Source organism: Streptomyces sp. ISL-10 (assembly GCF_018614575.1).
Lineage (GTDB): Bacteria > Actinomycetota > Actinomycetes > Streptomycetales > Streptomycetaceae > Streptomyces.
Genome location: NZ_JAGGOJ010000021.1, coordinates 23,298 through 35,455, shown reverse-complemented (window position 1 = coordinate 35,455; position 12,158 = coordinate 23,298). Strand labels below are relative to the sequence as shown.

Annotated in this window: 9 protein-coding genes; 7 read left to right on the top strand and 2 right to left on the bottom strand. The window is 70.0% G+C overall.

Annotated features, from left to right (window positions below; all coding sequences use genetic code 11):
* Nucleotides 1-25 precede the first annotated feature (25 nt).
* The 4 genes from J7E88_RS24905 to serA all read left to right on the top strand — a co-directional run bounded on the left by J7E88_RS24905 (nucleotide 26) and on the right by serA (nucleotide 5,344).
* Nucleotides 26-1,879, top strand: a complete 1,854-nt coding sequence (locus tag J7E88_RS24905) for an acetolactate synthase large subunit (protein WP_215184799.1) — start codon at nucleotides 26-28, stop codon at nucleotides 1,877-1,879.
* A gap of 26 nt (nucleotides 1,880-1,905) precedes the next feature.
* On the top strand, nucleotides 1,906-2,430 hold the full coding sequence (ilvN, locus tag J7E88_RS24900) for an acetolactate synthase small subunit (protein WP_215184797.1): 525 nt from the start codon (nucleotides 1,906-1,908) through the stop codon (nucleotides 2,428-2,430).
* Nucleotides 2,431-2,522: 92 nt separating this feature from the next.
* Complete coding sequence (gene ilvC, locus J7E88_RS24895) at nucleotides 2,523-3,524, top strand: ketol-acid reductoisomerase (RefSeq protein WP_215184795.1); 1,002 nt, start codon at nucleotides 2,523-2,525, stop codon at nucleotides 3,522-3,524.
* Between the two features lie 227 nt (nucleotides 3,525-3,751).
* Nucleotides 3,752-5,344 (top strand): phosphoglycerate dehydrogenase, encoded by a 1,593-nt coding sequence (gene serA / locus J7E88_RS24890; RefSeq protein ID WP_215184793.1) that lies wholly within the window; start codon nucleotides 3,752-3,754, stop codon nucleotides 5,342-5,344.
* A gap of 335 nt (nucleotides 5,345-5,679) precedes the next feature.
* Here serA and J7E88_RS24885 read toward each other — a convergent pair whose 3' ends face one another.
* Nucleotides 5,680-7,245: an MFS transporter gene (locus J7E88_RS24885; RefSeq protein ID WP_215184791.1), complete on the bottom strand. Its 1,566-nt coding sequence runs from the start codon at nucleotides 7,243-7,245 to the stop codon at nucleotides 5,680-5,682.
* 109 nt (nucleotides 7,246-7,354) lie between these two features.
* Between J7E88_RS24885 and J7E88_RS24880 the strand changes: the two genes are divergently transcribed.
* Nucleotides 7,355-7,945 carry a TetR/AcrR family transcriptional regulator gene (locus J7E88_RS24880; protein ID WP_215184789.1) on the top strand — a complete coding sequence of 197 codons (591 nt, stop codon included), beginning with the start codon at nucleotides 7,355-7,357 and terminating at the stop codon, nucleotides 7,943-7,945.
* On the opposite strand, the gene J7E88_RS24875 is transcribed toward J7E88_RS24880, so the two are convergent.
* Nucleotides 7,934-9,190, bottom strand: a complete 1,257-nt coding sequence (locus J7E88_RS24875; RefSeq protein WP_215184787.1) for a CdaR family transcriptional regulator — start codon at nucleotides 9,188-9,190, stop codon at nucleotides 7,934-7,936. The two genes, J7E88_RS24880 and J7E88_RS24875, sit on opposite strands and share 12 nt — an antisense overlap.
* Before the next feature lie 184 nt (nucleotides 9,191-9,374).
* Between J7E88_RS24875 and J7E88_RS24870 the strand changes: the two genes are divergently transcribed.
* Nucleotides 9,375-10,352: a proline dehydrogenase family protein gene (locus tag J7E88_RS24870; protein WP_215184785.1), complete on the top strand. Its 978-nt coding sequence runs from the start codon at nucleotides 9,375-9,377 to the stop codon at nucleotides 10,350-10,352.
* 59 nt (nucleotides 10,353-10,411) lie between these two features.
* Nucleotides 10,412-12,043: an L-glutamate gamma-semialdehyde dehydrogenase gene (pruA, locus tag J7E88_RS24865; RefSeq protein ID WP_215184783.1), complete on the top strand. Its 1,632-nt coding sequence runs from the start codon at nucleotides 10,412-10,414 to the stop codon at nucleotides 12,041-12,043.
* Nucleotides 12,044-12,158: the final 115 nt, after the last annotated feature.

The following is a 12,158-nucleotide window of genomic DNA, read 5'->3' as shown; positions in this document are numbered from 1 at the left end:
CCCTCAGCATCGAGAAGAGAAGCCGATGACCGAGCAGGCCACCGGGGCCCACCATCCTCAGCCGCGGGCCCGTAGCGGCGGACAGCCGTCCGCCACCGTCGAACACGTCACGGGTGCGCAGTCCCTCATTCGCTCTCTCGAGGAAGTAGGGGCCGACACGGTCTTCGGTATTCCGGGCGGCGCCATCCTCCCGGCGTACGACCCGATGATGGACTCCACCAAGGTCCGGCACGTCCTGGTCCGCCACGAGCAGGGCGCCGGCCACGCGGCCACCGGCTACGCGCAGGCCACCGGCAGGGTCGGCGTCTGCATGGCCACGTCGGGCCCCGGCGCCACCAACCTGGTCACCCCGATCGCCGACGCGCACATGGACTCCGTGCCGCTCGTCGCGATCACCGGCCAGGTCTCCTCCAAGGCGATCGGCACGGACGCCTTCCAGGAGGCGGACATCTGCGGCATCACGATGCCGATCACCAAGCACAACTTCCTGGTCACCAAGGCCGAGGACATCCCACGCACCATCGCCGAGGCGTTCCACATCGCCTCGACCGGCCGGCCCGGCCCCGTCCTGGTCGACATCGCCAAGGACGCCCTCCAGGCACGGACCACCTTCAGCTGGCCGCCGCAGACCGACCTGCCCGGTTACCGGCCGGTCACCAAGCCGCACGCCAAGCAGATCCGCGAGGCAGCCAAGCTCATCACCGCCGCCAAGCGCCCGGTGCTGTACGTCGGCGGCGGCGTCCTCAAGGCCGGCGCGACCGCCGAGCTGAAGGTCCTCGCCGAGCTCACCGGAGCCCCCGTCACCACCACCCTGATGGCGCTGGGCGCGTTCCCCGACAGCCACCCCCTGCACGTGGGAATGCCGGGCATGCACGGTGCGGTCACCGCCGTCACCGCGCTGCAGAAGGCCGACCTGATCGTCGCCCTCGGAGCCCGCTTCGACGACCGCGTCACCGGCAAGCTGGACAGCTTCGCCCCGTACGCCAAGGTCGTCCACGCCGACATCGACCCGGCCGAGATCGGCAAGAACCGCACCGCCGACGTCCCGATCGTCGGCGACGCCCGCGAGGTCATCGCCGACCTGGTGCAGGCGGTCCAGGCCGAGCACAACGAGGGCAACACCGGTGACTACAGCGCCTGGTGGAAGGACCTCAACCGCTGGCGCGAGACCTACCCGCTGGGCTACGAGCAGCCCGACGACGGCAGCCTCGCCCCGCAGCAGGTCATCCAGCGCATCGGCGAACTCGCGCCCGAGGGCACGATCTTCGCCGCGGGCGTCGGCCAGCACCAGATGTGGGCCGCCCACTTCATCGACTACGAGCAGCCCGCCACCTGGCTCAACTCCGGCGGCGCCGGGACGATGGGCTACGCGGTCCCGGCCGCGATGGGCGCCAAGGCCGGCGCCCCCGACCGCACGGTCTGGGCGATCGACGGCGACGGCTGCTTCCAGATGACGAATCAGGAGCTCACCACCTGCGCCCTGAACAACATCCCGATCAAGGTCGCGATCATCAACAACGGCGCCCTCGGGATGGTCCGCCAGTGGCAGACCCTGTTCTACAACCAGCGCTACTCCAACACCGTGCTGCACTCGGGTCCCGATGCCACCGGCATGGAGAAGAGCGCGGGCACCCGCGTCCCGGACTTCGTCAAGCTGTCCGAGGCCATGGGCTGCTACGCGATCCGCTGCGAGTCCCCGGACGATCTGGACAAGGTCATCGCCGAGGCGAACGCGATCAACGACCGCCCGGTCGTGATCGACTTCATCGTCCACGAGGACGCCCAGGTGTGGCCGATGGTCGCCGCCGGCACCTCCAACGACGAGGTCATGGCCGCCCGTGGCGTCCGCCCCGACTTCGGCGACAACGAAGACGACTGAGAGCCGTAGGAAGAGGTACGACGCACATGTCCAAGCACACGCTCTCCGTCCTGGTGGAGAACACCCCCGGCATCCTGGCCAGGATCGCCGCCCTGTTCTCCCGCCGCGGCTTCAACATCGACTCGCTCGCCGTCGGAGTCACCGAGCACCCCGACATCTCCCGCATCACGATCGTGGTCAATGTCGAGGACCTGCCGCTGGAGCAGGTGACCAAGCAGCTCAACAAGCTCGTCAACGTCCTGAAGATCGTCGAGCTCGAGCCCGGCAGCGCCATCCAGCGCGAGCTCGTGCTGGTGAAGGTCCGCGCCGACAACGAGACACGCTCCCAGATCGTCGAGATCGTCCAGCTGTTCCGTGCCAAGACCGTCGACGTCTCGCCCGACGCCGTCACCATCGAGGCCACCGGTTCGAGTGACAAGCTGGAAGCGATGCTCAAGATGCTCGAGCAGTTCGGCATCAAGGAGCTCGTCCAGTCGGGCACGATCGCCATAGGGCGCGGCGCCCGGTCCATCACGGACCGTTCGCTGCGGGCCCTGGACCGTTCCGCCTGACACACCTTCTCGCCTGGCGAGACCCCGAAACCTCCCCGTCCCCTCCCGCCGTACGGTGGGACGCAACACCAGCACTCCAAGGAGATATCCCAGTGGCCGAGCTGTTCTACGACGACGATGCCGACCTGTCCATCATCCAGAACCGCAAGGTCGCGGTGATCGGATACGGCAGCCAGGGCCACGCCCACGCGCTGTCGTTGCGCGACTCGGGTGTCGACGTCCGCGTCGGTCTGCATGAGGGCTCCAAGTCCAAGGCCAAGGCCGAGGAGCAGGGCCTGCGCGTGGTGACGCCCGCCGAGGCCGCCACCGAGGCCGACGTCATCATGATCCTCGTCCCGGACCCGATCCAGGCCCAGGTCTACGAGGAGTCCATCGCCCCGCACCTGAAGGACGGCGACGCGCTGTTCTTCGGTCACGGCCTCAACGTCCGCTACGGCTTCATCAAGCCGCCGGCCGGTGTCGACGTCGCCATGGTCGCCCCCAAGGGCCCGGGCCACCTGGTCCGCCGCCAGTATGAGGAGGGCCGCGGCGTTCCCTGCATCGCCGCCGTCGAGCAGGACGCCACCGGCAAGGCCTTCGAGCTGGCGCTGTCGTACGCCAAGGGCATCGGCGGCACCCGCGCGGGCGTCATCAAGACGACGTTCAAGGAAGAGACCGAGACCGACCTGTTCGGCGAGCAGGCCGTGCTGTGCGGTGGCACCGCGGCGCTCGTGAAGGCGGGCTTCGAGACGCTGACCGAGGCCGGCTACCAGCCGGAGATCGCCTACTTCGAGTGCCTGCACGAGCTGAAGCTGATCGTGGACCTCATGTACGAGGGCGGCCTGGAGAAGATGCGCTGGTCGGTCTCCGAGACCGCCGAGTGGGGCGACTACGTCACCGGCCCGCGCATCATCACGGACGCCACCAAGGCCGAGATGAAGAAGGTCCTCGCCGAGATCCAGGACGGCACGTTCGCCAAGAACTGGATGGACGAGTACCACGGCGGTCTGAAGAAGTACAACGAGTACAAGACGCAGGACGAGAACCACCTGCTGGAGACCACGGGCAAGGAGCTGCGCAAGCTCATGAGCTGGGTCGACAACGACGAGGCGTGACCGGCTGGGCGAGGGGGCCGCATCCCGGCCCCCTCGCCCCCGCCACTTCGTCCAGCCACGGACGAGTGATCCTTCCACCGAGGCGTAAGGCGCACCCGGGTGCACCACTACACTCATCACTACATACGCGTCAGGCCCACAGTGTCGTGCGTCTTCCACGCGGCTAGCCCCCTCCACCGCCTGCGGCCGTCGGGACGGCCGTCCGCACTGGACATGTGAGGACTCACGTGAGCTCGAAACCTGTCGTACTCATCGCTGAAGAGCTGTCGCCCGCGACCGTCGACGCGCTCGGTCCGGACTTCGAGATCCGGCACTGCAACGGCGCCGACCGTGCGGAGCTCATCCCCGCGATCGCCGATGTCGACGCCATCCTGGTCCGCTCGGCCACCAAGGTCGACGCCGAGGCCATCGCCGCGGCCCGGAAGCTGCGCGTCGTCGCCCGCGCCGGCGTCGGCCTGGACAACGTCGACGTCTCCGCCGCCACCAAGGCCGGCGTCATGGTCGTCAACGCCCCGACGTCCAACATCGTCACCGCCGCCGAGCTGGCCTGCGGTCTGATCGTCGCCACCGCGCGCAACATCCCCCAGGCCAACACCGCCCTGAAGAACGGCGAGTGGAAGCGCTCGAAGTACACGGGCGTCGAGCTCAGCGAGAAGACCCTCGGCGTCGTCGGCCTCGGCCGCATCGGTGTGCTGGTCGCCCAGCGCATGTCCGCCTTCGGCATGAAGATCGTCGCGTACGACCCCTATGTGCAGCCCGCGCGCGCCGCACAGATGGGCGTCAAGCTCCTCACGCTCGACGAGCTGCTCGAGGCCGCCGACTTCATCACCGTCCACCTCCCCAAGACCCCCGAGACGCTCGGCCTGATCGGCCACGAGGCCCTGCACAAGGTCAAGCCGACCGTCCGGATCGTCAATGCGGCACGCGGTGGCATCGTCGACGAGCCGGCGCTGTACTCGGCGCTGAAGGAGGGCCGCGTCGCCGGCGCCGGCCTCGACGTGTACGCGAAGGAGCCGTGCACCGACTCCCCGCTTTTCGAGCTCGACCAGGTCGTCTGCACCCCGCACCTCGGCGCGTCCACGGACGAGGCCCAGGAGAAGGCCGGTATCGCCGTCGCCCGCTCGGTGCGCCTGGCGCTCGCCGGTGAGCTCGTCCCCGACGCGGTCAACGTCCAGGGCGGTGTCATCGCCGAGGACGTGCGCCCGGGTCTGCCGCTCGCCGAGAAGCTCGGCCGCATCTTCACCGCACTCGCGGGCGAGGTCGCGGTCCGTCTCGACGTCGAGGTGTACGGCGAGATCACCCAGCACGACGTCAAGGTGCTCGAACTGTCCGCGCTCAAGGGCGTCTTCGAGGACGTGGTGGACGAGACCGTTTCGTACGTCAACGCGCCGCTGTTCGCCCAGGAGCGCGGTGTCGAGGTCCGTCTGACGACGAGCTCGGAGTCCCCGGACCACCGCAACGTGGTGACCGTGCGCGGCACGCTCTCGGGCGGCGAGGAGGTCGCCGTCTCCGGCACCCTGGCCGGCCCCAAGCACCTCCAGAAGATCGTCGCCGTCGGGGACTACGACGTGGACCTCGCGCTCGCGGACCACATGGTCGTCCTGCGGTACGAGGACCGTCCCGGCGTCGTCGGCACGGTCGGCCGCATCCTCGGCGAGGCGGGCCTCAACATCGCGGGCATGCAGGTCTCCCGCGCGGAGGAGGGCGGCGAGGCGCTCGTCGTCCTGACCGTGGACGACACGGTGCCGCAGACGGTGCTCACGGAGATCGCGGAGGAGATCGGCGCGACGTCGGCGCGCTCGGTGAACCTCACGGACTGACCCACTGCCGCACGAGAGAGGGCCCGGAAAACCGGGTCCTTTCTCGTGCGCGAGGGCGGTGGCCGGGGGACGTTTCCCCTACCCGCCCTTTCCGGTAACCGGGACAAGCCCCCGGCCCCGTACCGCGCTTCGCGCGGTGTCCTCAAACGCCGGACGGGCTGCAAAGCAGCCCTGCCGGGGGCACCTCCCACGGCCGCCAGGCCGCAGGGGGAGATTGAGGCGCTGAGGGTCCCCCACGCCCGAAGGGCGGTACGGGTCCGGGTGGAGCCCGGTTTCGGGACGGGGTACCGCCCACGGCCGCCAGGTCGTAGGGGGAGGGCGGGGGCCCCACCTGCCTAACGCCGCGTCAGTGCCTCGGCCAGGGCCCCCGGCCCATCAGTGCGCTCGCACACACGCCCTCGCAGCAGTACGGCGCCGAGCACCGCTGCGGCGATCATCAGGGCGCCGCCCGCCACCGCCGCCCCCTGCATCCCGTGCACGAACGCCTCGCGCGCCGTCGTGAGGAGCGCCGCACCCGTGCCGCCGCCCAGCTCCGCGGCGACAGCACTCGCCCCGGCGAGGGTGTCGCGGACCGTGTCCAGAGCCCCGGGCGGCAGGCCCGCGGGGGCCGAATCGGCGATGTCCCGGCGATAGACGGCGGTGCCGATGCTGCCCAGTACCGCCATGCCGAGCGCGCCACCGAACTCCTGTCCCGTCTCGAGCAGCGATGCGGCCGAACCGGCCTTCTCCGGTGGTGCCGCGGCCAGCGCCATGTCGGACACCAGAGCCATCACGGTGACGATCCCGCAGCCGATGACGGCGGCGCCGCCGAGCACGATCCACAGCGAGTCGGTGCCGGAGAAGAGCAGCAGGGCGAATCCGGCCGCCGCGATCAGGAATCCGGCGGCGATCACGTGGGCACGGTCGGTCTTCTGGGCCACCATGCCGGCCACCGGGGCGGCGACGCCGACGGCGAGCGAGGGCGCGGTGCTCCACAGCGCGGCCTCCATCGGTCCCATGCCGAGCACGGACTGCAGGTACTGCGTGGTGAAGTAGGCGGAGCCCATCATGGCGAACATGGCGACGGAGTTGAGGGCGATGCCCGATCCGAAGCCGCGTGCCCGGAACAGCGCCTTGCCGATCATCGCGTCGTCGCGCAGGCGCTGACGCCGTACGAAGACGTATCCGATCGCGAGCCCGCCCGTGATGCACAGGGCCGCGACGGGGTGGTAGCCGTCGGAGGCGATCTCCTTGAGCCCGTAGACCACGGGCAGCACCGCGCCCATCGACAGCGGGACGCTCAGCAGGTCGAACCGCCCGGGGGCCGGATCCCTGAACTCCGGTACCAGCACCGGCACCAGGACCAGAAGGAGCAGCATCGCGGGCACGTTGACGAGGAACACCGAGCCCCACCAGAAGTGGTCCAGCATCACCCCGCCCATCACCGAGCCGAGCGCGATACCGCCGGCCATCGCACCGGACCAGATGCCGATGGCCTTCGTGCGCTGGCTGTCGTCCCGGAACATGTTCCGCACCAGTGCCATGGTCGAGGGCATCAGGGTCGCGCCGCCGATGCCGAGCAACGCCCTTGCGGCGATGAGCATTTCGGCGCTCTGCGCGTACGCGGCCCCGATCGAGGCGACGCCGAACGCGGTGGCTCCCAGCAGCAGGAGCCTGCGCCGCCCTATGCGGTCGCCGAGCGACCCCATGGTCATCAGCAGACCGGCGAGGGCGAAGGCGTAGCTGTCGAAGATCCACAACTGCTGGGTGCTGCTGGGGTCGAGCTCGCGGCTGATCGCGGGGATGGCGAAGTAGAGGACGGAGACGTCCATCGAGACCAGGAGGAGCGGCAGCAGCAGGACCACGAAGGCGGTCCATTCGCGGCGCCCGGCGTGGACCGGTGATGCGGCGGGTTGCGTCATGCATAGCAATGTACGGACGTACTAAACGACTGTCTAGAACAAATGTATAGGACAGTCGTATGGGACGAGCGTATGGGACGGTCGTATGGGGCGGCGATAGGCTGCGGGCATGGGACATCGAGAGGATCTGCTCGAAGGCGCCAAGCGCTGCCTGCTGGAACGGGGCTTCGTGCGCACCACCGCGCGGGACATCGTCAAGGAGTCGGGGACCAACCTGGCGTCGATCGGGTACCACTACGGTTCGAAGGACGCGCTCCTCGCCCAGGCGTACATCGCGCTGGTCGAGGGCGTCTCCGACGACTTCGACGCCGGCGAGCGCGCCACGACCGGGACCCGGCCGGGATCACTGGAGCGGTTCGAGGAGGTCTGGTCGAACATCATCGGTACCATGCAGGGCCCCGACTCGCTGTGGCGGCTCAGTATGGAGATCGTGGTCATGGGCGACCAGGTGCCCGCCGTCCGCGACCACCTGGCCCGCGCCCAGCGCGAAGGCGCACGGGGAATCATCCCGATGCTGATGGGCGGCGAGGAGCCCGACGTCGACGACGAACAGGTCGACACGGTCGGCAAGTTCTACATGACGCTCATGATGGGGCTCATCGCCCAGTGGACGTTCGACCCGCAGACGGCAACCCGCGCGGAGGAACTCACCGAAGGGCTGCGGCGCGTGATCGACGCCGCCCGGACGTCACCGTCGTAGACGGGCGCTCTTGAGCGCCATGTGCAGCAGCAGCCGGTGCTCGCCGTCGTCCAGGTCCAGTCCCGTGAGCGCCTTCACGCGTGACAGGCGGTAGTAGAGCGTCTGCCGGTGGATGCCGAGGGTCGCGGCCGTACGCCCCGCCTGGCCCGCGCTGTCGAGGAACACCTCGGCCGTGCGGGCCAGTTCGGCGTGCGCGGGCGCCAGCAGGTCCCGTACGGCCGGGTCATCGGCCGCGTCCTGGGGCAGGGCCGTCAGCATCCGGTACGGGCCGAGGTCCGACCAGTGGGCGACCGGGCCGAGCCGGGGCTCGGCCAGCACCGCCCGGGCCGCCGAGGTGGCCTCCCGCCAGGCCGCGTCGAGCTCACCGAGCCCGCGCCGCGCCGCGGCCACGCCGGCCGCGGCGCCCCCGGCGCCTGCGGCTCCCGCGCCGGCCGAGGCATGGCCGGCCGCCGGCCCGGGGGGCGGCCCCGCCGTGTCGCGGAGCCGGGAGGCCACCCCCAGCGCCGGAGCCGCGTTGTCCGCCGAGCGCAGCCGCACCAGCGCGGCGACGGCCATGTCCGCCGTCGGCCGGTCGGCGGTGTGCGTCGCCGTCGCGGACGCCGCACCCGCTTGCAGGGGCACCGTGCACAGCGCCGCCGCGCCCGGCAGCGCGCGGACCGACGGCGCGTCCTGCGCGGGCCACGGCGTCACACACACCACCGTGTGCGCCCCGTCGGCGTCCTGGCCCAGCGCGGTGCGCAGCGCCGCCAGCGCCATGTCGTACTGCCAGCCGCGGTCGGCGGCCAGCACCGCCCGCAGCTCACGCGACAGGTCCGATCCGGCGCGCTCCTCGTCCGCCATGAGGGTGCCGATCCGCTCGGCCACCTCCATGGCAGCGGCGAGCTGCTCCGCGGTCGGGCCGGGATCGGCGTCGAGCAGCCACACGTATCCGAGGACGACGCCCCGGTGTCTCACCGGCAGGCAGATGCGGTCACGGAAGACGCCCGCGTCCGGGGCGGCGGGGATGCGGACCGGGCCGATCGCACGCGCGATGCCGAAGCCCTCGAACCAGGCGCGGACCGCCGGTGTGGACTTCCGGGTCAGGATCGACCGGGTGCGCACCGGGTCGATCGTGGTTTCGTCGAAGGAGCTGTCGCTGTCGTGGGCGCCGAAGGCGATCAGTCCGAAGTCCCGGTTCTCCAGCGTCGCGGGCATGGCGATCAGCGCGGAGATCTCGTCGACCAGGTCCTGGTAATCGCCCTTCATTCCGACATTCTCGCATCCCTTCAGACATATGTCTGAGATCCGGGACACGGATGCGTGACAGCTGTCGATGGCTCGGAAACAGAGCGATCCTTAAGTTTCACGGTGGTTCTTCGTGCTGTTCCCGACGCGTACGCCAGCAGTCGGTGCCGGCCCCCTTCAACACCTGTTTCCGTGGAGGTGCCCCGTGCTGGGTCCTGTGATCCTCGCCGCGTCCCGCAGCGACAAGATGCGCCGCTTCGTGTCGGCCGCCCCGGGGACGAAGCAGGTCGTCGCCCGGTTCATCGCCGGCGAGACGGTCGACCAGGTCATCCCGGTGGTCCGGGACGCCGCCGCCGCGGGCCTGGAGGTCACGCTCGACGTCGTCGGCGAGGACATCACCACCACGGAGCAGGCCGCCGCCGCGCGGGACGCCTACCTGGAGCTCATCGAGCACCTCAAGGAGCTGGAGCTCGGTGCCCGGGCCGAGATGTCCGTCAAGTTGTCGATGTTCGGCCTGTCCCTCCCCTTGCCGACCACCCTCGACCAAGGGTCCTTTGGGCCCGCGGCCGCGTTCCCGGGCGGCCACGACCTCGCCCTCGCCAATGTCCGCCCGGTCGTCGAGGCCGCGGCGGCGATCGGCACCACGGTCACGCTCGACGCCGAGGACCACACCACCCTCGACGCGATGTTCGCCATCCACGAGGAGCTGCGGAAGGACTTCCCACAGACCGGCTGCGTCATCCAGGCGTACCTCTACCGCACCGAGGACGACGCCCGCCGGCTCGCCGCCAACGGCAGCCGGGTGCGCCTGGTGAAGGGCGCGTACAAGGAGCCCGCCTCCGTCGCGATGCAGGACAAGGGTGAGATCGACAAGGCGTACGTCCGCATCCTGCGGATCCTGATGGAGGGCAGCGGGTACCCGATGATCGGGTCCCACGACCCGCGCCTGATCGCCATCGGCCAGGAGCTCGCCCGCAGCGCCGGGCGCAAACTGGACGAGTACGAGTTCCAGATGCTGTACGGGATCCGCAGCGACGAGCAGGTCCGGCTCGCCGCCGAGGGACACCGGATGCGCGTCTACACCGCGTACGGCACCGACTGGTACGGCTACTTCATGCGCCGCCTCGCGGAGAAGCCGGCCAACCTGCTGTTCTTCGTGCGCTCCCTGATCACCAAGAACTGACCCCGGAACCGATTCGAGGGCCGAGCCCTCCCCACCCTCGCAAAGGAGTCACCGAACTCATGGACGCTGTCACCCAGGTCCCCGCGCCGGTCAACGAGCCGGTGCACGGCTACGCCCCCGGTTCCCCCGAGCGCGCCCGCCTCGAGGCCAAGCTCAAGGAGCTCGCCGAGAACCCGATCGAGCTGTCGATGACCATCGGCGGCGTCAAGCGGCTCGGCGGCGGTGAGCGCTTCGACGTCGTGCAGCCGCACAACCACAAGGCCGTCATCGGCACCGGCGCGCACGCCACCCAGCAGGACGCGCAGGACGCGATCGACGCCGCGCTCGCCGCCGCCCCGGCCTGGCGCGCGATGTCGTTCGACGACCGCGCCGCGATCATCCTGCGCGCCGCCGAGCTGCTGGCCGGCCCGTGGCGCGAGACGCTCGCCGCCTCCACCATGCTCGGTCAGTCCAAGACCGCGCAGCAGGCCGAGATCGACACCCCCTGCGAGCTGATCGACTTCTGGCGCTTCAACGTCAAGTACGCCCGGGACCTGCTCGCCGAGCAGCCCCCGGCGAACTCGCCGGGCGTGTGGAACCGCCTCGACCACCGCCCGCTCGAGGGCTTCGTCTACGCGATCACCCCGTTCAACTTCACCGCCATCGCCGGCAACCTGCCGACCGCGCCCGCGCTCATGGGCAACGTCGTCGTCTGGAAGCCGTCCCCGACCCAGACCCATGCCGCCGTTCTGCTGATGCAGCTGCTGGAGGAGGCCGGTCTGCCCAAGGGCGTCATCAACCTGGTGACGGGCGACGGCATCGCCGTCTCGGAGGTGGCCCTGCACCACCCGATGCTCGCCGGTATCCACTTCACCGGCTCGACCAAGACCTTCCAGCACCTGTGGAAGACGGTCGGCAGCAACATCGAGAAGTACCGCTCCTACCCGCGCATCGTCGGGGAGACGGGCGGCAAGGACTTCGTCGTCGCGCACCCGAGCGCCGACCGCGCCGTCCTGAAGACCGCGCTCACCCGCGGCTCGTTCGAGTTCCAGGGCCAGAAGTGCTCCGCGTCCTCGCGTGCGTACGTCCCCGCCTCGATCTGGAACTCCGGCTTCAAGGAGGAGTTCGCAGCCGAGGTCGACGGCATCAGGATGGGTGACGTCACCGACCTGACGAACTTCATCGGCGCCGTGATCGACGAGCGCGCGTTCGCCAAGAACAAGGCGGCGATCGACCGCGCCACGTCCGACCCGTCCTGCACCATCGTCGCGGGCGGCACCTACGACGACTCGGTCGGCTACTTCGTCCGCCCGACGGTCATCGAGTGCGCGGACCCCGAGAACGAGGTCTTCACGACCGAGTACTTCGGCCCCATCCTCGCCGTCCACGTCTACGAGGACGACAAGTACGAGGAGATGCTGGAGCAGATGGAGTCGGTGTCGGCGTACGCGCTGACCGGCTCGATCATCGCCGGTGACCGGGCCGCCGCGGCCGACGCGATGGACAAGCTCCGCTACGCGGCGGGCAACTTCTACATCAACGACAAGTCGACCGGCGCCGTCGTCGGCCAGCAGCCCTTCGGCGGCGGCCGCGCCTCCGGCACCAACGACAAGGCCGGCGCCCCGCAGAACCTGATGCGCTGGACGCTGACCCGTGCGATCAAGGAGACCCTGGTCCCGCCGACGGACTATTCCTACCCGCACATGGGCTGACTGACCGGTCGCCCCAAGGCTCCGCCCCCGTCCCGGCCCCCACGCCGGAACGGGGGCGGCTTCCATGTGACCACCGCACTGTGACCACCGCACTGCGGAGCCTCGCGCACTCGGC